The organism is Runella defluvii, from assembly GCF_014195535.1.
Classification (GTDB): Bacteria; Bacteroidota; Bacteroidia; order Cytophagales; family Spirosomataceae; genus Runella; species Runella defluvii.
In genome coordinates, this window is the sequence record NZ_JACIBY010000017.1 from 33,713 (window position 1) to 55,694 (window position 21,982).

General features: G+C 45.2%; 21 protein-coding genes. All 21 read left to right on the forward strand.

All coding sequences use genetic code 11. The annotated features are described in order from the left end of the window. The first annotated feature begins 27 nt into the window (after nt 1-27). Complete coding sequence (locus tag FHS57_RS26745) at nt 28-1,125, forward strand: cytochrome-c peroxidase (protein ID WP_183979097.1); 1,098 nt, start codon at nt 28-30, stop codon at nt 1,123-1,125. A 137-nt stretch (nt 1,126-1,262) separates the two neighbouring features. Further along, nucleotides 1,263-1,658, forward strand: a complete 396-nt coding sequence (locus FHS57_RS26750; protein WP_183979099.1) for a hypothetical protein — start codon at nt 1,263-1,265, stop codon at nt 1,656-1,658. Between the two features lie 97 nt (nt 1,659-1,755). Next, on the forward strand, nt 1,756-2,556 hold the full coding sequence (locus FHS57_RS26755; protein ID WP_183979101.1) for an MbnP family protein: 801 nt from the start codon (nt 1,756-1,758) through the stop codon (nt 2,554-2,556). Nucleotides 2,557-2,560: 4 nt separating this feature from the next. Further along, nucleotides 2,561-3,604 carry a cytochrome-c peroxidase gene (locus tag FHS57_RS26760; RefSeq protein ID WP_183979103.1) on the forward strand — a complete coding sequence of 348 codons (1,044 nt, stop codon included), beginning with the start codon at nt 2,561-2,563 and terminating at the stop codon, nt 3,602-3,604. Next, on the forward strand, nt 3,601-4,608 hold the full coding sequence (locus FHS57_RS26765) for a hypothetical protein (RefSeq protein ID WP_229601465.1): 1,008 nt from the start codon (nt 3,601-3,603) through the stop codon (nt 4,606-4,608). The genes FHS57_RS26760 and FHS57_RS26765 overlap by 4 nt, the downstream gene beginning before the upstream one ends. Nucleotide 4,609: 1 nt before the next feature. Then, nucleotides 4,610-5,131 (forward strand): DinB family protein, encoded by a 522-nt coding sequence (locus FHS57_RS26770; protein WP_183979105.1) that lies wholly within the window; start codon nt 4,610-4,612, stop codon nt 5,129-5,131. A 35-nt stretch (nt 5,132-5,166) separates the two neighbouring features. Next, a complete protein-coding gene (locus FHS57_RS26775; RefSeq protein ID WP_183979107.1) occupies nt 5,167-5,598 on the forward strand; it encodes a hypothetical protein in 432 nt (143 codons plus the stop codon). Nucleotides 5,599-5,714: 116 nt separating this feature from the next. Continuing rightward, nucleotides 5,715-7,151, forward strand: a complete 1,437-nt coding sequence (locus tag FHS57_RS32120; RefSeq protein WP_183979109.1) for a cytochrome c — start codon at nt 5,715-5,717, stop codon at nt 7,149-7,151. A 28-nt stretch (nt 7,152-7,179) separates the two neighbouring features. Continuing rightward, nucleotides 7,180-8,511: a c-type cytochrome gene (locus tag FHS57_RS26785; RefSeq protein ID WP_183979111.1), complete on the forward strand. Its 1,332-nt coding sequence runs from the start codon at nt 7,180-7,182 to the stop codon at nt 8,509-8,511. Between the two features lie 26 nt (nt 8,512-8,537). Further along, a complete protein-coding gene (locus FHS57_RS26790; RefSeq protein WP_183979113.1) occupies nt 8,538-8,858 on the forward strand; it encodes a c-type cytochrome in 321 nt (106 codons plus the stop codon). Nucleotides 8,859-8,911: 53 nt separating this feature from the next. Next, nucleotides 8,912-9,238, forward strand: a complete 327-nt coding sequence (locus FHS57_RS26795; protein WP_183979114.1) for a DUF6787 family protein — start codon at nt 8,912-8,914, stop codon at nt 9,236-9,238. A gap of 203 nt (nt 9,239-9,441) precedes the next feature. Continuing rightward, a complete protein-coding gene (locus FHS57_RS26800) occupies nt 9,442-9,804 on the forward strand; it encodes a hypothetical protein (protein WP_221225740.1) in 363 nt (120 codons plus the stop codon). A gap of 610 nt (nt 9,805-10,414) precedes the next feature. Next, complete coding sequence (locus FHS57_RS32010) at nt 10,415-12,799, forward strand: TonB-dependent receptor (protein WP_183979117.1); 2,385 nt, start codon at nt 10,415-10,417, stop codon at nt 12,797-12,799. Between the two features lie 11 nt (nt 12,800-12,810). Then, nucleotides 12,811-13,458: an SCO family protein gene (locus FHS57_RS26815; protein WP_183979118.1), complete on the forward strand. Its 648-nt coding sequence runs from the start codon at nt 12,811-12,813 to the stop codon at nt 13,456-13,458. 85 nt (nt 13,459-13,543) lie between these two features. Further along, entirely contained in the window at nt 13,544-14,932 is a 1,389-nt protein-coding gene (locus tag FHS57_RS26820) for an alkaline phosphatase (protein WP_183979119.1), read from the forward strand. Between the two features lie 57 nt (nt 14,933-14,989). Next, nucleotides 14,990-15,493, forward strand: a complete 504-nt coding sequence (locus tag FHS57_RS26825; protein WP_183979121.1) for a hypothetical protein — start codon at nt 14,990-14,992, stop codon at nt 15,491-15,493. A 208-nt stretch (nt 15,494-15,701) separates the two neighbouring features. Beyond that, a complete protein-coding gene (locus FHS57_RS26830; protein ID WP_183979123.1) occupies nt 15,702-18,020 on the forward strand; it encodes a TonB-dependent receptor in 2,319 nt (772 codons plus the stop codon). Between the two features lie 95 nt (nt 18,021-18,115). Then, a complete protein-coding gene (locus tag FHS57_RS26835) occupies nt 18,116-19,264 on the forward strand; it encodes a DJ-1/PfpI family protein (protein ID WP_183979125.1) in 1,149 nt (382 codons plus the stop codon). Nucleotides 19,265-19,278: 14 nt separating this feature from the next. Beyond that, nucleotides 19,279-20,076, forward strand: a complete 798-nt coding sequence (locus FHS57_RS26840) for a DUF4198 domain-containing protein (protein ID WP_183979127.1) — start codon at nt 19,279-19,281, stop codon at nt 20,074-20,076. Further along, on the forward strand, nt 20,073-21,206 hold the full coding sequence (locus tag FHS57_RS26845; protein WP_183979130.1) for a PepSY-associated TM helix domain-containing protein: 1,134 nt from the start codon (nt 20,073-20,075) through the stop codon (nt 21,204-21,206). The genes FHS57_RS26840 and FHS57_RS26845 overlap by 4 nt, the downstream gene beginning before the upstream one ends. Next, nucleotides 21,203-21,982 (forward strand): MbnP family protein, encoded by a 780-nt coding sequence (locus FHS57_RS26850; RefSeq protein ID WP_183979132.1) that lies wholly within the window; start codon nt 21,203-21,205, stop codon nt 21,980-21,982. Before FHS57_RS26845 ends, FHS57_RS26850 begins: the two co-directional genes overlap by 4 nt.

Below are 21,982 nucleotides of genomic sequence, written 5' to 3' on the forward strand. Positions count from 1 at the left end.
TTCTTTTTATCCCTAATTTTTATCAAAATGTCATTCGCAATCAACACCTTTCGCATCAACTATCTAAAAATCGCGCCCTCACTTTTGCTGGGCTTGACATTGGGTATGGGAGCTTGTCAACCAACGGAAGATATTGACCCTACCGCCAACGATGGCGTGAGCGAATTGATGAAAACACCTACTCATTTTCCCGTGTTACCCGATGTGCCTTACAATCGACAAACGGTAGAAGGCGTGCGTTTAGGGCGTAAACTATTTTTTGAAACGAGCCTATCGGGAAATAATCAAATAAGTTGTGCCACTTGTCATTTGCAAGAAAAAGCATTTACCGACGGAGTTGCACTTACCACAAAGGGACAATCGGGCGCTGCATTATCCCGCAATACGCCTGGACTCACCAACTTGGCTTGGGCGACCAATGGTTTGTTTTGGGACGGTGGAGCTACCAATTTGGAATCGCTATCTATTGGCCCTATCACGCATTTGGACGAAATGGCGCAAAATATTTTGGAATTACCCTCCGAACTTGGGGCAAAAGAAAACTATATCCAACTCTTTGAGGCGGCTTTCCCCGACGAAAAAGCGACAGGCATTACTACTCCCAAAGTGTTGAAAGCATTGGCTCAATACATGCGAACGCTTAATTCGGGTGATGCCCAATACGACCGATTTGTGCAAAAAAACGTTCAGCTTACGGAGGTAGAACAACGCGGAATGAACATTTTTGATGCCAAATGTGCGACTTGCCATCAACGCACCCAACATTTGTTTACCGACAACGTCTTTCACAACAACGGGCTTGATAGTGAGTTTACGGACATAGCGCACGAACGCGCGGCTCAGGGAAGGTTTCGTATTACGTTCAAAACCGAAGACTTAGGAAAGTACAAAACACCGACTTTACGCAATCTGTCATTTACGGCGCCTTATATGCACGATGGTCGTTTTAAAACACTTGAGGAGGTATTGGAACACTACAGCTCAGGTATCAAAAACTCTCCTTCACTTGACAATAACCTACGTAATTTCACCTTGAGTAATCAAGAGAAAAGTGACCTTTTGTCGTTCCTGAAAACACTTGATGATGAGAATTTTACTAAAAACAAAAACTTCAAACCCCTCTAAAATTACCTTCCTTTTTGACCCAATTTTCGGATCTTCTTCCATCAGTATTTCGTTCGCGTTTTTAATTTTAATGTGACTTTTGTCATACAACTTACATAATCTTGTCTTTACCTTTGTGGCGTTTTCAATAACAATCCATGAACGGTAAGAGGATAATCGCCTACTTTTTATTCGCTCTCCTCAGCATCAAAATGCTGTTGGTGCCGTTTGTGTATCTGGATTTTGAGCTGCGTAAAGAGTTCATTATCAAAAACCTCTGCGAAAATCGCTTCAAACCTGAGCTGCATTGCGACGGGAAATGTTACCTCGCCAAACAGCTCACCAAAGTAGCCGAAGGCCACGCCCGCGAAGAAGCCCAAAAACAACAAGATACCTTCAAAAAAATCACCCAAGAGGTGTTTGATGAGCTTACGTTTGTGTTTTTACCCGTTCAGATGACAAATGCTGAACGTGTGCTCAATACGCACTACTTACCCCCTATCACTTCTGAATTTACCACTACATTGCTCCGCCCCCCTGCGGCACTGTCGTAATTCTTCCTTTCCTAAGACGTTCAAACGTCTCTAAGCGACTTATTATTTTCCATTAACCGCTCGGGCAGTCCCGTTGCGCTTTAACACATACTTTCCAATGAAAAAGTCTTTCTTATTTTCAGCGCTTATGGCGTTGACCGTGTCTTTTATTTTTGTTTCATGTACCAAAGAAGAAGAAATCGGACCTAATGATAAAAATTCCCTCAGCATCGAGTTTGACAACTACGTAGGGGGTGAAAAACTGGTTTTAGGCAGCAAGTCTTATAAAAATTCGTTGGGCGAAGACTTTACCGTATCAACCCTCAACTATTTTGTCAGCAACTTTTCGCTCAAAAAAGCCGACGGAACTGAAGTTAAATTCCCCAATCAATACTTTTTGATTCGCCAAGCCGATACCAAAACCTTGACAGTGACTTTGCCTGATGTGCCTGCGGGAGATTACACGTCGATGAGCTACATGATTGGCGTCGATAGCCTAAAAAGCATCTCGGACGTAGCGCAACGCACGGGCGTGCTTGACCCTGCTTCGTACGGCACCGACAACATGTACTGGTCGTGGAACTCTGGTTATATTTTCTTCAAAATGGAAGGAATTTCTTCGGCGGCTACGACAGCTACGAAGTTGTTTCAATTCCACATTGGAGGCTTTGGCGGGCGCACGTCGGTGACGGCCAACAACCTCCGCACCGTAACGACTTCGTTTGGCACAACCACTGCGCAGGTTCGCAAAAACATTGCTCCTACTGTACACGTAGTGACGGACGTGCTGCAAACGTTCAGCCAAGGAACGAGTATTGCCAAAACAAGCGTGATGATGAACCCTGCGGCGTCTAAACCTTTTGCCGACGGGTACGCTAAAATGTTCAAGGTAGAGCATATTCACAACGACAAAATGTAATCGAATGAACAGCACACGCTGGCGGCTTTTGGCCGTATCGTTGAGTTTTATGGGTTGGCTTGCTTCTTGTTCCCTTTTGGGAGGGGAAGCAAGCCCCGAACCCCTTTTTTCGGTGCCCGCTACTTTTCCGCAACCGACTTACGACCTGAGTAAAAACCCCATCACCAGCGACGGCGTTGCGTTGGGAAAACAGTTGTTTTTTGACGGTATCCTGTCGCGCGATGGCAGCATTTCTTGCGGCGAATGTCATAACCAAAGTCACGCTTTTACCCACCACGGTCACGGGTTTAGCCACGGCATCGACAACCAAGAAGGCACCCGCAACGCCCCTCCGCTGATTAACTTAGCTTGGCAAGATTCGTTCTTTTGGGATGGCGGAGTATTCGATTTGGATTTATTTTCGATTGCCCCCATTGAAAATCCGCTCGAAATGGATGACAAAATCGGCAACGTTCTCCAAAAATTACGGACGTCGAAAGAGTATCCCAAACTCTTCAAAAAAGCCTACGGCACCGAAGAAATTACGACTGAACGCTTTTTGAAGGCATTGTCTCAGTTTATGTTGACCTTGGTTTCGGCCAATTCCAAATACGACCAGTTTTTGGCAGGGAAAGCCCAACTTACCGCCGACGAAACGGCTGGCTTGCAACTATTTAAGGACAAGGGTTGCGCCAAATGCCACAGCGGCGCGCTTTTTACCGACCATAGTTTCCGTAGCAATGGCCTGCTTCCCGAATACACGGGCGATTTGGGCCGTTACCGCATTACCGAAAACGACGCCGACAAAAACAAATTCAAAGTACCGACCCTCCGCAACATCGAAGTGACCTACCCGTACATGCACGATGCGCGTTTTTTTAACCTTGAGGCCGTACTCAAATTTTATGCCGAAGGAGTCAAAGAAACGGGCAGCCTCGACCCGCTGTTGAAACAAAACGGCCGTTTGGGCATCCCGATGACCGCCGATGAACAACAAAAAATCATCGCTTTTCTCAAAACACTCACCGACCAAGAGTTTTTGACCAACCCCCGATTTGCAGCACCATGAAAAAGTCATTTTACGCATTTTTACTGCTAAGTGCTGAAGCACAAGTTAACCGTTATTTGTTAACTGTTAACCGTTCAAAATCAACGAACTACATCAAAGCAACTACCCTAAAGCTTTTACTTTACTACTTACTAGCTACTTCCCCAAGTCACGCTTGCGATATTTGTGGCTGTGGCAATGGTGGCTCATTTTTTGGCATTTTGCCACAGTCACATTTACGTTTTGCAGGGGTTCGTTACCGCGTTAAAAATTACGAATCGCACCTCAATAGCACGTTTTTTCGCGCCCGAGAAAACTTCCAAACGGCCGAACTTTGGGCGCGTTTTTATCCCTTGAAACGCACGCAGCTCATGGTATTCGTCCCGTACAACTGGAATACCCAAACGCTTTATCGCACCGAAACGCCCCAGAAAATCAGCGGATTGGGCGACGTATCGGCTCTTTTCCATTACAATATTGTGAATACCTTTTGGGATTCAACCACGCACAAAATTGACCAAACACTGCTCATAGGAGGCGGCATTAAAGCCCCAACGGGCAAGTTTCGGTACGTGGAAGATGGCACCGAAGTAGCCAATGCCAACTTTCAACTCGGAACGGGTAGTGTTGACTTTGTGTTGAACGCTATTTATAACCTGCGTTACCAAAAATGGGGTTCCAACGTGGACGTTTCCTACAAAATCAACACAACCAACCCCACTCATTATCGGTTTGCCAACCGCCTCAGTGGTTCGGTTTCGGTATTTCGGACGTTGTCGCTTTCCTCCCTTACCGTTATGCCCAACGCGGGCGTGTATGTAGAGCATTTTGGGTACGATACCAAAAACGGCCAAAAGAACACGTTCACGGGTGGAACGCTAAGCACGGCAAACGCGGGACTTGAAGTCTATTTTAAACGAATTTCGGGAGGAATCACCTACCAATCCCCTCTTTATCAGCGCCTTTCGGGCGGAGATTTAAAACTCAGAAATACCCTTTCAACGCATTTAACCCTTTTATTTTAGTATGAAACGTTACCTATTTTTAGTCCTTTTGTGCGCGTCGGTAGTAGCAAATGCTCAAAACCGTACGGCCGAACTTCGCCAAGAACTCATCGACGCGTTTGACATGTCGGAAAAGTACAGCCTTAAAATTTGCGACCAAATGCCTGCTGAATTTTATCAATTTAAGGCCACGGATTCTGTAATGACCTTTGCCGAACAGTGGCGTCACTGTGTCATTTTTTCAATCAACCAACTTGCGGGGCGTACGGGCGTGGTGAACCCACTCAAAGAGCGAAAGTTGCCTAAAGTCATGAACAAAGAGCAGGTGGTCAGCGAAGTAAAAGCCATGTATGCGTTTATCCGAAAAACCGTTCGAGAACTTCCTGAGGCGAAACTGTACGAAAAAACGGGCTTCACCAACGGCGAAATCCCGATGTGGCGCCTGATTTATGCCGTTGAAAACCACATCATTCACCACCGTGGACAAGTCATTGTGTATTTACGCTTAAAAAATATCGTTCCCGAAGGTTATGTAGGCTGGTAATTTGTACTTTTGTTACAACCTTTCCGCAATCCCCCATGCTGTTCCGTTTGCGAATAGATATTTCCAAATTAACCCGTCGTCAGATTCTTCGTCTGCGGGGGTGGTTGCTTGTCGCCATTGTGGGGGTCATGTTCATGCAAAGTGTTCTCACCGCTTTGCTCGTGTTTTCCATTGACAATCCGCTTACGTTTCAGGAATCTTACGCCCAATCGGAACAAACAGTTAGCCAATCCCACGAACTCGCCAAACAACAGCTCTTGTCGTTGTTGGATTTTGGACAAGAACCCACCAAGAAAAAACAGGCTTCGCTGAACCTCTACGTTTTTAATCTTTTTGTAGAAGAAGTTGCCATCGAAGTCCCCCCCTGCCTTCCAACGGACGTTGCTTCCAACGCCGATTTTGCCTATTTGGCAGGAAAAGGGCTGTTGTTTCACCAAAAAATTCCGCACCCTCCACGTACCGTTTAATGTCCATTTGATACGCTGCTCCGTCGTTCGGGGTAGCGCTTCATTGTTTCGCTCTGCCGCATTTCAGCAGGGCAGAAGCCCCGTATCTCTATGGTTTCATTAAACACTTTATTCTCGTGGATTTTCCAATCTTTCACCTCGATTTTATTGGCAATCGGGCTTTGATTGCCATTATTGCCGTCCTCCATGCCGTCATCAATCATGCCTTGGCGGTTGGACTTATGCCCGTTGTGGCTATGCTCGAAATCAAAGGGTTTAGGCTTCTAAAAACCAACCCCGAGCTAGCCGAAAAGTGGGACGCACTCGCGTACCGAATTTTGTTTGTTGCCTTTCTCATCACGACCACCATTGGTGCCATGACGGGCGTTGGTATTTGGTTTTCGGCCTCGTTGGTCAACCCCGCCTCCATTGCCAGTCTCATCCGCGTTTTCTTTGGCGCATGGTTTGTCGAATGGCTCGTTTTTGTGACCGAAGTCGTGCTTATATTGTTTTATTTCTTAACGTGGAAAAAACTAAAAGCCAACCTGTTACAAAAATTCAAACACGTCAAATACGGGCTATTTCTGAGTTTTTTCTCGTGGATTACGATGGCGATTATCGTGTCCATTTTGTCGTTTATGATGGATACGGGCAACTGGAACAACGACCGCACCTTTTTGTACGGTTTCTTAAATCCCGTGTATTTGCCTCAATTGTTTTTCCGCACACCCCTCGCCATGACGATGGGCGGTATGATTGCGATGTTTTTAACGCTGATTTACACCCGCAAAGACCTCGAATTTCGTAAAGTAGCCCTCCGTTCCATCAGCAAATGGGTATTGATTTGGGGGCCGTTGGCGGCCGCAGGAGCCATGTTGTACTACTACATGATTCCCAAAAGCTTGGTCGGCAACTTGCCCGTGGCGATGGGAACGCTTGAGTTTCAGAATTGGTACAGCCAAATCGTGGTCATTGTCATCGTCGCCATCGGATTGGTGATTGGCATGGCCAATTGGTCGTATTTTCGTCCACAAACTGCTCCTGCTTGGTTGGCTGGAGTGAGTATTTTGCTCGTTGTGGGCTTGATGGGTCACTTTGAACGCCTGCGCGAGTTTATCCGCAAGCCTTACGTCATCGGCGAATACATGTATTCCAATGGCTTACGGGTCGAAGACTATCCCCTTCTACAGCGCGACGGCGTACTGAAACACGCCAATTTTGTGGCAAGCAAAGAAGTGACCGATGACAATATGTTAGAGGCAGGTCGAGATGTATTTATCCTGACTTGTAGCCGTTGCCACACCACCAATGGCGCTGTGAACCCTATGACGGGAAAATTTACGGATATGTTTGGCACCAAACCTTGGGAAACGGCGCAGTTGAAAGGGTACATCAAAAACATGCACTCTGCGCGGTATTTTATGCCGCCTTTCCCAGGCAACGACCGCGAGTTGGACGCCCTTTGCGCCTACATCAAAGAGCTACAAACCAACCCGCAGCCCGTTTCGGGGGCGCAAGATGGCCTTGGTTTTAACAAACCCAAGCCTTCGCAACCCGTAGCTGCTGTCCGTTAATCAACCTTCCATTCTAACGATATTCATCATGTTTTTGAACATTCTTTTGCAAACCCAAACCATTGTCCAAAAGGACATTCCGCTTCCCTTGCCCGTGCCCGAGTGGGTGTTGGTTGTGGTGTTGGTATCTATGTTTTTGGTACATATTTTATTTATCAACTTCATGGTTGGTGGTTCTATTCTGACGTTGGTGTATCAATTGCTCGGTCTTCGCAAGCCCGATTACGATAAACTTGCCTACGAAGTGGCCCAAACCATTACGGTCAATAAATCCATGGCCGTTGTAATGGGAATCGCGCCGTTATTGGCCATCAATACGGTCTATACCACGTACTTCTACACGGCCAATGCCCTCACGGGTTTGATGTGGATTTTGATAATTCCGCTGGTGACGATTGCCTTTTTGTTGCTCTACGCTCACAAGTTTTTGTGGCACAAGCTCGACAACAACAAGTTTTTGCACATCAGCATTTTGGCAACGGCCGTGGCCATTTTCTTGTTTGTCCCCCTCATTTTTTTGACCAACGTCAATTTGATGATGTTCCCCGACAAATGGTCGGTAGTAGAAGGGTTTTTGTCGGCGTTGGTGTTGCCCAACGTTTTTCCCCGTTACCTCCATTTTCTGAATGCCTGCATGGCCGCGTCGGGGTTGTTGTTGGTTTGGTATTTTGGTCGAAAAGACTTCGATTTTGAAGAAAAATTCCCCATGTTAAGCCGCTACAATGTCCGCAAAAACCTCTACACCGTCACGTTTTATGGGTCGGTTGTGCAGTTTTTGGTGGGTCCGATTGTCCTCGTTACCCTTCCCAGTCAAGGCTTGGGCTGGAATGTCTTGCTGGTTATTTTCACGGGAGCGTCCATTGCCATTGTGGCGATGGTTTGGTTGTGGAAAGAAATCACGGGTCCAGCGGCTCAGTTTGGGCGTCATTTCACCAAAATTGCCCTGACGATGGGTGTGGTTGTACTTTTCATGGGCTCGGGGCGGCAATTGTACCGTTCCAACGTCATTGACCCACACCGTAAGTTGGTAGCCAAAAAAACGGCTGAATACGAAAAACTGGTCAAAGAAGCCCAAGCGGAGGCGCTCAAGCCCAAAACCACCGAAACCGCCGCCGCTACCCACCCTGGAGAAGCCATTTTTCAGATGAACTGCGTGGCTTGTCATCAGGTAAACGACAAGCTCGTTGGGCCAAGCATGGTAGAAGCCGCAGGGATTTACAAAGGCAACCTCGACGGGTTGATGGGTTGGATTCGTCAGCCTGGCAAAAAACGAGAAGGCCCCGCTATGCCTGCCCAAGCGCATCTGGGCGACGACAAAATCAAACAAGTGGCAGAGTGGGTTTTGACGCTGAATAAATAGTAGTTTCATTTTAATCAATTATACCAATGAAAAAGTACGTGTTAATCTTAGGTTTGTTGAGCTATGGAATAGCCAATGCCCAAACCAAAATTCCCGCTGACGTGGAGAAACTTTTGCAGAAAAATACCTGCTTGGCCTGCCACAATGCCGACAAAAAAGTGGTAGGTCCTGCTTACAAAGAAGTGGCCAAACGCAACTATACAAAAGACCAAATTGTAGAGTTGATTTATAAACCCAAACCTTCCAATTGGCCTGGGTATCCTCCAATGGCAGCCCTCCCTAACGTACCTCGTAGCGAAGCACTCAAAATAGCTACTTGGATTACTTCTTTAAACAAGAAAAAGTAAAAATCAACTTCTGCGAGGGTGGGTTCCATCCTCGCAGTTTACAAACGCAACCCATGCAAACTACCACAAAAACCACTTGGACAACGCGCCTTCAACACAAATGGGGGCTTGAGAATACCTTGCAAGTTATCGCCGTTTTGATGACGTTTACGTTGGCAGGCACTTCGGTCGTATGGCTTCGGAAGGGGCTTTTTTGGCTACTTGGCTACGATGCGAACACCCCATTTTGGCTCAAAGCCATTACCTATTTGCTCTTTATTTTCCCAACGTACCAAACTTTGTTGTTGCTGTACGGGGGGCTGTTAGGTCAGTTTTCATTTTTTTGGGAAAAAGAAAAAAAGATGTGGTTATGGCTAAAAAGCAAGTTAAACCGAAGATAAGTCGCAGCAAAGCACCTCGCTGGAAACAGTGGAGTACCATGTTGCTTTTGCTGTTGCTTTTGCTAAGTATGATTCTTGTCTTGAATCGCTTATAGTAAGCTCATTTTCAAGCATTCATGTCTAGTTTTATCATCATTTGACACGATTTATCTACCTTTGTGTCGGCCGTTATCAATATGTTCAAAAAACAACACATAGCACTTTTGTTATTTGCCCTTGTAAGCATCAAGACCTTACTTGTGCCTGTGGTGTATTTGGATTTTGAACTACGTAAAGAATACATTATCAAGAACCTTTGCGAAAACCGTTTCAAGCCTCAGCTTCACTGCGACGGGAAGTGTTACTTAGCCAAACGACTGCAAAAAATTGCCGAAGACAACGCCACCAAAGAAACCCAAAAACACGCTTCTCACCTCAAAAAAATGGTGGAAGATTCGTTTGAAGAATTGTCTATTTCCTTCAATATTCCTTACCAAACTACCTTTATTACGGTCATTGTGAGTGCTTGTGCGCACTTCCTTCTTCCAAAGCACACCCAAGTACCTATCAAACCTCCCATCGGTTAAGCCCTTTTTTGCAGTTGTGATTGCCTTCCCTCTCCTCCTGAGTGGAAGTAAGCACTTATTTTCCAAGTTTTCATTCTTGACACATTTTTCTATGTTGACCGACGATCAACTTGGCGAATTGTTGCGCGGTACTGGCGTAACACGAGCAAACCATTCACCCTTTGAATTTTCCCCTCAAAGCCGATTTTACGTGGCACTTGGTATCATTTTTATCCCATCCCTCGTACTCATATCTCTCTTAACTTTTTGATTATGAACGACAATAGTAAATTTTCAAACATTCCGCCAAAGCAACTCAATCGGGTGGTTCAGTTGGTGGCTTACAGCATTATTGCCGCATTAGTAGGAGTTATTTTCACGGCAATAGTCCTCCTGATAGGTCTTGTTCTACATGCCTAGCGGGAGTTTATTAATCAAGATGAACTAATACTAACAGCCTCGCTTCTTTGAGGCGAGGCATTGTTTAAAATCTTGGGTTTTCAGTCTATTCAAATTTGGACTGATTTGGATTGTACTTGTTTTTATTTTCTTTTTTGCCGTAGTGGCCATCTCGACACAAAAATAATACAACTCCCTAATTTTCAATTATTTACAAATAAAAATCCAACACATGTACCCAATAAAAGTAACCATACAAGTCCTTCTGTTTTGCATTTTAGGTAGTTATGCTATCGCTCAAACCCTCAAAGGAACTGTCAAAAGTACCACAGGTGAAAACGTTGCCTTTGCTACAATAACACTGCTCAATAGCCCCAAAGGCACCGTAGCCGACAAAAACGGCAGCTACCAACTCACCCTAACCCGTAGGAAATATGAAGTATCCGTCAGTGCTGTAGGCTACGCTACTCAAATTCAGCAGGTAACGATGACCGATAAAAATACCGAACTAAATTTCAGCCTTAACCCAAGTACACAAGATTTGGGAGAAGTCGTTGTAACGGCCGATAAAACCGAGCAAAATCTGTTAACTATTCCCATTGCAGTTTCATCGCTGTCGGCTAAGAAAGTAGAAGACGCTCGTATATGGGAGTTGGCCAACCTGACCGCGATTGTCCCCAATTATCTCTACTCCGAATTGGGCGTGGCGTTTCAACAAATCCAGTCCATCAGAGGCGTGCAGGTGTTCAGCGAAAACCCTGCTGTAGCTACTTACATTGACGACGTAAACGCCTTAGATATCATCGGCGGGGGCTTTCAAATGGCTGACATCGAACGCGTTGAGGTACTTCGTGGGCCACAAGGAACGCTTTTCGGTCGCAATGCCATGGGAGGTGTGGTCAATATCATCACCAAAAAACCTACCAACCGCACCAATGGTTTTGCTGAACTAAGCCTCGGCAACTTGGGGTTACAACGCTACAATGCAGGTTTTAAAACCCCGATTGTGAAAGACAAATTGTTCTTTGGTATCAATGGAGTATATAGCAAACGCAATGGATTCTTAAAAAATGATACGACTGGACTCGGAAAAACCGACAAAAACATTCAGGGCGCACGGGTAGGCGATGAAGAAAGCCTCTACGGCAACGCCTATTTGCGCTGGTTTCCGAGCAGTAAATTCAGTGCGACCCTCAACGTAAAAGCACAAATGGATAAGTCGGACGCCACGGGTTTTATGCTGAGTGTGGGCAATGAAAAATTAGCGTTTGCCAACCCTGATAAGATTTACCTGACGCGTATCGGCACTCACCAACGCAACATCGTCAATACGTCTTTGAACCTAAAATACTACGGTTCGGGCTATACGCTCACGTCGGTTTCGGCTACCCAAGCCATTGGCATGGCTTACAAAGACGTTGATTTTCCTGGCTATTATCACACGTTCAGAGAAAAAGAAATTGGCGAAATGTTACCTCCACAAAAGGTATTTACCCAAGAGTTCCGAATCAACTCCAACGCAGTTGACTCCAAACTGAGCTATTCGGCAGGAGTTTTCTATTTTAACCAAACGGGCTACGAACCCACCACCAATTTAGCCTACGAACTAGCGCCAGGGATGTACGCGGCTTTCCGCAACAAAACAGTCAACAACGGTTTGGCGGTATTTGGACAAATAGGTTACAAAATCACGCCATCGCTCGAACTCACCGCAGGGTTGCGTTACGACAACGAAAACCGCAAAGCTATCTTTAACGGTTTCGGCGATGCAGTTTTCACGAATAATGTGCTGACATTCGTTCGGCCCGACTCAACCGTCACGGGCAAATATACTGCCGTTTCACCAAAGGTCGCCATCAACTACATTATCAACTCAAAATCAAGTATTTACGTAAGCTATACGCGTGGCTTTAGAGCGGGTGGTGTCAATTCACAACGTTTGCCCAAAGGCATCTCTCAAACGTTCCAACCTGAGTTTTCGGATAACTTCGAAGCGGGCTTGAAGGCCACGGGCATGGAAAACAAACTACGAGTAGGGCTTACGGCCTTCTTAATCAATTGGAAAGACTTGCAGTTTTACAATTTGGTCGCTCCTTTCACTTACGCCCGCGAGAACTTAGGCGATGTCCAAACCCGAGGACTTGAGTTTGATGCCACCATGATTCCAGTTAAGAACCTTGAGTTGGACGCAAGCCTTGGCCTCAACAGCGGCAAATACCAAGATTTCAAACTGACACGGGTGGATTTTGCCACAATGGCCGAAACCAAAATTGACGTGACGGGTAAAAAATTAGCCAACGCCCCAAATCATACCTTTTATTTGGCGGCTCAATACGGTATCCCATTAGCCAAAACGGCTAAATTGAGTTTACGCGGCGAATACCGTTCGGTAGGGCAATTTTATACCGACTTGCAGAATACCCTAAAACAACCCACTTACAGCCTCATCAATACCCGAATAAACCTCCAAGTAGGCAAATTAAATGCGGCTTTCTGGGTGCAAAACTTGGCTAACACTCGCTATCTGATTTATGGTTCGGGCGATACCAGCTTTGGCCGCAGCGTTCGGATGGCTTCCCCTCGCACGTTGGGCATTACCCTTAATTATGGTTTTTAATGATGTCTATTATGTCCTCGAAACTAATCACCAAGTCCATAACAGCGATGCTGTTATGGACTTGCCTCAGTTGTAACTTCAACTCCAAACCGCTGCCCATCTTGGGCGAACCTGAGATTGTTCAAAAAGTAGTCGATGGTAAAACCATTGAAGAGAAAGTCTATCCGACCATTCCTGAGTTTGCGTTTAGGAGTCAATACGGCGATACCATTACCTCCAAAAACTTCAAAGACAAAATCTACGTGGCTGATTTTTTCTTTGTGACTTGCCCCAGGATTTGCCCCGTGATGAAGAAAAATATGCTTAAAGTCTATGAGGCTTTCAAAGACGACCCGCGCGTCGGCATTCTCTCCCACACCATTGACCCCGACCACGATAGCGTGCAGGTCTTGAAAACCTACGCCGATGATTTGGGTTTAAAAGGTCGAACGTGGTTATTTGTGACGGGCAATCGCGAAAAAATCTATGAAATTGGAGAAAAGCATTATCTGGTAACAGCCCAAGCCGACGACCAAGCGCCTGGCGGCTATATCCACAGTGGGGCTTTTGTGCTGATTGATAAAAACAAACACATTCGCGGCATGTACGACGGAACTGAAGAAAAAGAAGTGCAGCTGATGATACGCGACATGAAGACGTTGCTGGAGGAAAGCAAGTAATTTTGCTATTTCTTAACCTAGCATAGTTCTATTGAATTCTTTCGACGTATTACCTTTGGTATAATCAATCAACAATACACCAACCATGCGAAGAAGAGATTTTTTCAAGAATGGCTCATTGGCCGCTATCGGAACCCAACTTTTCAACCCATTTACCCCTGCGGATACCATCAAGAAAAAACGGGGCAAAGTAAAAAATATCATCTTTATGGTGAGCGATGGCATGAGTACGGGCACGCTCAACATGGCCGACCTCATGCTGCAACGCCAACAAGGCCGCCATAGCCTTTGGATTCAATTGATGCACGAAAACCGCATCAAACGGTCTTTTATGGATACAGCTTCGGCCAGTTCGCTCGTCACCGATTCGGCAGCGGCAAGCTCGTCGTGGGGAGGGGGAGTTCGGGTTAAAAATGGCGTTCTCAACATTGGCCCCAACGGCGAAAAGTACAAACCCATTTTGCACAAATTTAAAGACGCCCGCAAAGCCGTCGGGTGCGTCACTACGGTGCCGATTACCCACGCTACTCCCGCTGGATTTTGTGTCAACTCCGATAGCCGAAGCATGGAACCCATTGCGGTTCAGTATTTGGACCTAAAGTTTGACGTTTTGATGGGCGGTGGTACCAATACTTTTTCCAAAGAAGGCCGCAGCGACAAACGCGATTTGTTGCAGGATTTCAGAACGGCAGGTTATCAAGTGGCGCTTAACCGCACTGAAATGGCTGCTTTGACCGCTGAAAAACCCATTTTAGGGGTATTTCACGACGATGGGCTTCCCTACGCCGTTGACCGCGCGCAGAGCGAAACGCTCAAAGCTACGACGCCGACGTTGGCCGAAATGACCCAAAAAGCAATTGAGATTATGCAAAAAAATCCGAACGGTTTTGTTTTACAAATCGAGTCGGGGAAAGTGGACTGGGCCGCCCACGCCAACGATGTAAGCGCGCTCATTGGCGAGCAAATTCAGTTTGACGACGCCTTAAAAGTAGCCATTGATTTTGCCGAAAAAGACAAAAACACCCTCGTTATCTTTACGACCGACCACGGCAATGCTGCTCCTGCCCTGCTGTCGGGGTCAAAAGCCAACGCTAATTTTGATAAAATAGCGACATACAAACAGTCTAACGAGTGGATTTTGAACGGTATTACCAAAGATTTTACGCCCGCCCAAATCATCGAGCGCATTGAGGCAGCCCAAGGAATTGTTATCAAACCCGAGGAAGCATTAACGATTTTGAGTAATTATTATTTGTTGGGAGAAGGCGGCATTTACAACGCCCGCAAGTTACCTTTCCAAAAATTAGCCCAAATCCAAACGCCTTTTTCTTCCGTAGGATGGGCAGGAACAGACCACACGGCAGAGTTTGTAGAATTATCGATGTTTGGCCCAGGCAGTGAGTTGCTCAATCCGTTTGTAAAAAACACCGACCTCCATAATTTTATGCTGGATGTAACCGAAGTAAAAGCCTAATTTACAAGCACTTATTTACAAAGCACGGTATCGTTTAGCATCAAACAGAGTTCATCGATGCGATTGGCATTCAGCCGTATGCGTTATAGCTCCCGTAAAACAACGTTTTTCAGCGATACGCATACGGCTTGCTTTTTTTCCTTACTTTTGCGCCGTCATTTTACTGATTCTATGATTTTTAAACGGTACATAGCGCTATTTTTATTGGTTTTGGTCAGCATCAAAACCTTGCTAGTGCCATTTGTTTATTTGGATTTTGAGCTGCGCAAAGACTACATCGTTCAGCAACTTTGCGAAAACCGCTTCAAGCCTGAGCTTCATTGCGACGGAAAATGTTATTTAGCCAAACAACTCCACAAAGTAGCCGAAAATAACGCCTCCAAAGAAGCCCAAAAACACGCTTCTTTTCTCAAAAAAATCGTAGAAGATACCTTTGAAGAACTCACCTTTACGGTTGAGTTTCCTCCTCATTTTATTGGTATCAATGTGCCCCAAAGTGCCACTTCGCACTTTCTTCTTCCTGAGCACGACCAAGTGCCCATTAAGCCCCCTATTGGGTAATTTCTTCTTGTTGCGGATACTCTTTACCAATCCCTCTTTCTGAGCGATTGGATGCCTTTTTTATCCATTTTTTCCTGACACATTCCCTATGTTGACCAGCAAACAACGTAGCGAATTGCCGCACTTGTAAGAGTTGTTTTCACCGCGATAGTCCTCCTTCACCATTTCAGCTGAATCACAACATAAAGTCTCAAACAATCTTTTTAAGATGAACAAATACACCTTATTATTTTTAAGTCTTTTCATGGCGAGTCATCTATTGGCTCAAAACCTCAAAGGAACCGTCAAAAACCAAGCAGGAGTAGGTCTTAGTGGTGCTAGTATCCTGTTGTTAAATAGCAGTCAAGGAAGTACTGCCGATAAGGATGGCACTTTCTCCCTCAACTTAAAAGCAGGAAAATATCAAGTACAGTTTAGTGCCGTTGGGTACGCTACTAAAATTCAGCAAGTAGAAATAACCAACACAACCATCGCCTTAGAGGTAACTTTATTGGATAATACGCAAACACTGGGCGAGGTAGTCATTACAGCCGACAAGGTCGAGGCAAATTTACAAAAAACGCCTTTGGCCGTTACCTCCTTAAATGCCAAACAATTAGAAGAATATAGAGTCTGGACAATCAATGACCTGACTGCATTAGCACCAAGTACCTTCACGGTAGAGCATGGCAATAGTACAGGTTCTAGCTTTTTGAACATCAGGGGCTCGATGGGTTTTTCAAATGACCAAGCGGTGGCTACGTATGTCGATGGCGTTTATCAATTTGACTACTTCTCGGCACCGCTCAATTTCAGTAATATCGAACGAGTTGAAATTTTGAGGGGACCTCAAGGCACGCTCTACGGCCGAAATGCCTTTGGTGGTGTACTCAATGTGATTACCAAAAGACCCAACAACAAGACCAGCGGGTTTGCCGAAATAGACCTGGGAAATTATGGACAACAGCGTTATAGCGCGGGTTTCAATACACCTTTGATAAAAGATAAGCTATTTATCAATGCAGGTTTCCAATCAAACGGTCGCGGAGCGATTTATGACAATCCGACTTTGAATACGAAAGATTTTGACAAGCACAACGCTTACATCGGCAATGTAAACCTAAAGTACATTGTATCAGACAAATGGACTATCGACTTGAATACAAGATACGAAAACGACAAAGACAAAGGCGCCTATCCTTGGTCGGCGACAGATAGTATCGCCAGAGCCAATCCTTATACTGTTTACGGGAATTGGGATAACACCGAGCGAAGAACTAATTTCAACACTTCTGCCGCCGTAAAATATTTTGGCAACAACTTCAATTTTACCTCCATTACGTCTTTTGTAGATTACCACATTTGGCTTCCAGGACGATTTGATTTTGATTTTAGCCCTGCGGAGCTTATTAGCTTTACGACTTGGTCGAAGCAAAACCAATGGACGCAAGAATTGCGCTTTTCTTCTCCCGCCAATACCAGTGCATTAAAATGGACGGTGGGTTCCTTTTTGTTTGGCGAAAAAAGCAAGAATAGTAGTACGACTTACTTCGACAAAGATTACGCCTTGTTTGACCCGAATGCACCTTATGCTTCTATTGGTAACGGAAAAAGAAATGCGTACGGCGTGGCTTTTTTTGGACAAGCTACGTATGCCATTACGCCCAAATTTGATATAACTGTCGGAGCAAGGTATGACATTGAACACCGCGAGCTTACCCAAAATTCAGCGTTTGAAACAGGAGGAGTTGTAATGCCTCTAACAACAGACAGTACTGCCAAGAAAACGTTCAATGCCTTTACTCCTAAAGTGATTTTAAGTCAAAAGTTGACAGAAAATTCGATAATTTATGGTTCTTATGCCAAAGGATTCAGGGTCGGAGGTTTCAATTTTGGAAATGCAGCAAACCCTACTTACAATCCTGAAAAATCAGATAATTATGAGGTGGGCGTTAAAAATACCTTCCTAAACAACCGACTTAAAATCAACCTTACGGCTTTCTATTTTCAACAAAAAGACCAGCAAGTTTCGACCTCACAAGACGGCATAAACTACGCTACGCTCAATGTAGGTGACATGGATAATTATGGATTGGAATTGGAGGCTTCGGCACTTCCTGTCAAAAACCTACAGATTGATTGGACGGCCAGCACGTCGCATAGTGAGTATAAAAAATTAGAACTTTTTGATGCGGCATCCAATACTGTCATCAACTACAAGGGCAACAAAGCGATTAATAATCCCGCTTTGCAATCTATGCTGGCGGTTCAGTATGGTTTGCCTTTATCAAAATCCGCCCAAAACCTCAAAGCTTTCGTCAGAGGAGAATTGAGATACATCGGAGAGTATCAATTGGATTTTGTGAATGCTTATCATCAGGATGCTTACAGTATGATAAACGCCAGAGCAGGTGTAACCAGCAATCATTTTGATGTGGCTATTTGGGCACGCAACCTCAGTGACGTACGCTATATGGCTTTCGGATATGGCTCCTACATGATGGGTACACCAAGAATGTGGGGAATAACATTAACTGGTAAATTATAGGTCAGACGATAGTCAGACCGAGTCGCGCATTTTTGGGGTCTGACTGTCGTCTGACCTTGTGCACGGCTCTATTACATTTCAACAAATCTGTCACAATGAAACACTTAACAATTATTCTTATACTGATGTATGCTGCTTGCATCAGTGCAATTGCTCAAACCTCCGAAGCCGATTCAACTGCCAAACGTCACGATGAACTCATGCAAATCATTATGACCAAGCCTAAAGTCCCCATCAAAACCATTGGGGTCTATGTGTATGACGGCTACAATACCCTCGATGCCATAGGGCCGTATCAGGTGCTGTCGGAGCTGATGAGCGTCAACATTTTTTTTGTAGCCAAAAACAAAGGCTTCGTCAAAAATCAACGTGGGCTCGAAGTGAAGGTAGATAAGTCAATCGCCGAGGTGGAGCAATTAGACATTCTCATTATTCCAGGGGGTGCCAAAGAGACATTTTTCCAAACCCAAGACCAAGAAGTACTAGATTGGATTCGGAAGATAGACCAGAAGTCTGTTTATACGGCTAGCGTCTGTACTGGGGCGTGGATTTTGGGGGCAACGGGGCTGCTCGAAGGCAAAAACGTTTCATCCAACTGGTACCGAGCCAGTGAAATCATGGGTATGTACGGTGCCAAATACCAACCCGAACGCTTCGTGCGAGACGGCAAGTATTGGACTTCGGCAGGCGTAACGGCAGGTATGGACATGGCGCTGGGGATGATTAACGAGCTCATGGGCGACAAGTACACCAAAGCCGCTCTGCTTGACCTCGAATACGACCCCAAGCCTATCTATCCTGATGGCAACGCCACCAAAACCGAACCCATCGTCAAAGAAATGTTGATGCAAATGTATGACATGGGTCTGAAACCGTTGATTGATGGCGAGAAAAGCAAAAAAGAAGAATTGGCCTTAGAGAAGAAAAAACAGGAAAGTTGGCCAGAACTCGACGACTATCATGCTGTCATGGCCCAGACCTTCCACCCTGCCGAAGAAGGCAATTTGAAGCCACTTTACGCCAACGCCGAACAATTAGCGGCCAAAGCGAGCATCCTAAAAAAATCGGTTGTTCCTGCCAAATACCAAAAACCTGGCGTCAAAGAAAGCGTAGAAGCGCTTGAGAAAGAATCGGTTGCTTTGGCTAAAATGGTCAAGAAAAAGAAATCGGAAGATGAACTTAAAAAGGCGATATTTGCCTTACACGACCGTTTCCACGAGGTCATGGAAAAGTGCCATCACTAACAAACTATACCAAAATGAAAAAACTGTTTTCCTTGCTCTTACTTTTTGTCGCTTCCAGTTTGTTTGCCCATGAGTTTTGGCTCATGCCAAGTAAGTTCAAATTAAAAATTGGCGAACTTTTTGATTTGCAGCTATTTGTAGGCGAAGATTTTATGGGAGACATTTGGGCAAATCGTAAAAAACGGTTGTTAAAACTGACTCATTTAACAGAGCAAAATAGGCAAGATTTAACTTCCATTGCCCTCAAAAGCGATTCGTTGCCAATTCCGTTAAAATTCAATTCCGAAGGCACTCACTTATTGACCATGGAGTCTAAAAACTCCTTCATTGCCCTCGAAGCCGACAAATTCAACGATTATTTGAAGGAAGATGGCATTGAAAACATCTATGAATTGCGCAAAAAGCAGGGGCAGCTTACCCAACCTTCCAAGGAGTTGTACCGTCGTTGTGCCAAAACGTTGATTCAAGTGGGGAACAAATACAGCGATACATTTAAGAAAAACACCCAAATGCCGCTGGAAATTATTCCCCTCAACAACCCTTATCAAATGAAGGCTGGGGAAGCAATAACAGTCAAGGTTTTGTTTAAAAATCAACCACTTAGCAACAAAATGGTGGTGGCTTGGCACAAAACAGCCACCCAAAAAACGACCCACCGTAAGCTTACCACCAACGCCGATGGTTCGTTGAAAATCCCCCTTGACAAAGCGGGCTATTGGATGATTAGTACCGTTCACATGGTGGAAGTCAAAAATAACCCTGAGGCCAATTACCAAAGTTACTGGGGCAATCTAACCTTTCAATTGCCATGATAAAAAACGTGAGTCGCGTTCTTTTTCGCCTCCATAGTTGGTTTGGCCTCATTACGGGAGTATTTCTACTTTTGCTAGGACTGAGCGGGTCTATTTTGGTATTTATGGAAGAACTTGACCCCATTATTTACCGCCACTCCCTGACCGTCAAACCTACGGGTGCGCCTTTGCCGATCGATAGTTTGTACCGAATCATCACGGCCGAATACCCCAACCTCGACGGAATCGCTTGGCTTAACCCCGAAGCCACTCCCGAGCAATCGTACCATTTTCGGCTGTACATGAACGATACTCGCCTGATTTCGTACGATTTGGGTGCCATCAATCTCAACCAATACACGGGTCAAATTCTTCGCAAAGGCCGCAGCGACGACCTCGAAGTGGGCTGGATTGAATGGATTTTTCAATTCCATTTTTCGTTTCACCTCGGGATGCCTGGCGCGGCACTTACCGCCATTTTTGGCCTAACCATGCTCGTTTCTATTCTTACGGGCTTGGTGGTGTACCGTAAGTTTATTTGGAAAGTGCTGGCCTTTAAGGTGAAAATCAACCGTAAAAACTGGCGAACCATTTCCTCTGATCTACACCGCATCGTGGGGGTTTGGTCGCTGGCGCTCAATGTCATTGTCTTCTTCACGGGCTTTTGGATGAATCTTTTTGCCTTTGAGAAGAAAACGTGGGACAACGAAATCGTACCGACTCCCGCCAATACATTGGCCAACGTATCGCTCCAAAGCTTGTACCAACAAGCCCTTGAAAAAGCGCCAAATTTTACGCCCAACTACGTTTATTTGCCCACCCAACCCCATCGTAAGTTCAACGTAAGGGGGTATTATAAGGATGAAAACAGGCTGTTTTCGAGTCGAAATGCCATTGTTTTTGATGCTTATACGGGGCAATTTGTGGGAATAACCCGTTATGCCGACTTATCGACTTGGGAAAAAATCGAAGCAACTTTTCATCCCCTCCACGTCGGGAATTTTGGAGGAATTTTTGTCAAAATCTTGTACGTCATCCTTGGGCTTACCCCTGGCGTTTTGTCAGTGACGGGCTTTTTGCTCTGGTGGCGTCGAAATCGTAAAAAAACTAACATTCACAAACAGACCAATCAAACGACTTTTGCACAATGAAAAATCTTCTTTTCGTGGTAGGACTTCTAATGTGTTCGCCACTCTTTGCCCAAAAAACAGGCTCGCTTACCCTCCAATTTCACAATAAAGTGGGTACGGAAGAGGTCGTTCTGAAAGACAAACAATACACCAATGCCTTGGGTGAGTCGTTCAACATCACCTTTTTGCAATACTATGTTAGCAACCTTCGCTTGCTTCGCAAAGACGGCAGCGAATACGTGGTTCCCCAAGACGAAAGTTACTTTTTGATTCGCCAACAACATCCAGAATCACAGAAAATTACCCTCAACAACGTCCCAAAAGGTGACTACGTTGGGCTGAGCTTTGTGATTGGCGTTGACAGTCTTCGCAGTGCTTCCGAAGTAAGCAAACGCAAAGGTTGCTTAGACGTGGGCGGCGATGGCAAAGACATGTACTGGGCGTGGAATTCGGGCTATATTTTTGTTAAAATGGAAGGAACTTCACCCCAAATTCCACTCACGGGCAACCGCAAAGAGCCTATTTTCTTGTACCATATTGGTCTTTTTGGTGGAATGGGCGACAAGAAAACGTTGAACAATATCAAAGTAGCATCGTTGAATTTTGGCAAAGAAAAAGTAAAAATCAAAGCCGATAAAAACGTGGCGCTTGGCATTACTACCGACGTTTCTAAGCTATTTACGGGTACTACGAACGTAAGCTTTGCGGTGAATTCGACGGTGATGGCGGGGCCTTATTCGGCCAAAATTGCGGACAATTATGCTTCCATGTTTTCGTACGAAGGCATTCAAAAATAA

What these genes read in the sequence shown, in the direction of transcription:
- FHS57_RS26760 (WP_183979103.1), top strand. Translation starts at nt 2,561, where the DNA reads ATGAACAGCACACGCTGGCGGCTTTTGGCCGTATCGTTGAGTTTTATG.
- FHS57_RS26745 (WP_183979097.1), top strand. Translation starts at nt 28, where the DNA reads ATGTCATTCGCAATCAACACCTTTCGCATCAACTATCTAAAAATCGCG.
- FHS57_RS26815 (WP_183979118.1), top strand. Translation starts at nt 12,811, where the DNA reads ATGTCCTCGAAACTAATCACCAAGTCCATAACAGCGATGCTGTTATGG.
- FHS57_RS26820 (WP_183979119.1), top strand. Translation starts at nt 13,544, where the DNA reads ATGCGAAGAAGAGATTTTTTCAAGAATGGCTCATTGGCCGCTATCGGA.
- FHS57_RS26830 (WP_183979123.1), top strand. Translation starts at nt 15,702, where the DNA reads ATGAACAAATACACCTTATTATTTTTAAGTCTTTTCATGGCGAGTCAT.
- FHS57_RS26835 (WP_183979125.1), top strand. Translation starts at nt 18,116, where the DNA reads ATGAAACACTTAACAATTATTCTTATACTGATGTATGCTGCTTGCATC.
- FHS57_RS26755 (WP_183979101.1), top strand. Translation starts at nt 1,756, where the DNA reads ATGAAAAAGTCTTTCTTATTTTCAGCGCTTATGGCGTTGACCGTGTCT.
- FHS57_RS26770 (WP_183979105.1), top strand. Translation starts at nt 4,610, where the DNA reads ATGAAACGTTACCTATTTTTAGTCCTTTTGTGCGCGTCGGTAGTAGCA.
- FHS57_RS26840 (WP_183979127.1), top strand. Translation starts at nt 19,279, where the DNA reads ATGAAAAAACTGTTTTCCTTGCTCTTACTTTTTGTCGCTTCCAGTTTG.
- FHS57_RS26790 (WP_183979113.1), top strand. Translation starts at nt 8,538, where the DNA reads ATGAAAAAGTACGTGTTAATCTTAGGTTTGTTGAGCTATGGAATAGCC.
- FHS57_RS26765 (WP_229601465.1), top strand. Translation starts at nt 3,601, where the DNA reads ATGAAAAAGTCATTTTACGCATTTTTACTGCTAAGTGCTGAAGCACAA.
- FHS57_RS26825 (WP_183979121.1), top strand. Translation starts at nt 14,990, where the DNA reads ATGCGATTGGCATTCAGCCGTATGCGTTATAGCTCCCGTAAAACAACG.
- FHS57_RS26795 (WP_183979114.1), top strand. Translation starts at nt 8,912, where the DNA reads ATGCAAACTACCACAAAAACCACTTGGACAACGCGCCTTCAACACAAA.
- FHS57_RS26750 (WP_183979099.1), top strand. Translation starts at nt 1,263, where the DNA reads ATGAACGGTAAGAGGATAATCGCCTACTTTTTATTCGCTCTCCTCAGC.
- FHS57_RS26775 (WP_183979107.1), top strand. Translation starts at nt 5,167, where the DNA reads ATGCTGTTCCGTTTGCGAATAGATATTTCCAAATTAACCCGTCGTCAG.
- FHS57_RS32010 (WP_183979117.1), top strand. Translation starts at nt 10,415, where the DNA reads ATGTACCCAATAAAAGTAACCATACAAGTCCTTCTGTTTTGCATTTTA.
- FHS57_RS26845 (WP_183979130.1), top strand. Translation starts at nt 20,073, where the DNA reads ATGATAAAAAACGTGAGTCGCGTTCTTTTTCGCCTCCATAGTTGGTTT.
- FHS57_RS26785 (WP_183979111.1), top strand. Translation starts at nt 7,180, where the DNA reads ATGTTTTTGAACATTCTTTTGCAAACCCAAACCATTGTCCAAAAGGAC.
- FHS57_RS26850 (WP_183979132.1), top strand. Translation starts at nt 21,203, where the DNA reads ATGAAAAATCTTCTTTTCGTGGTAGGACTTCTAATGTGTTCGCCACTC.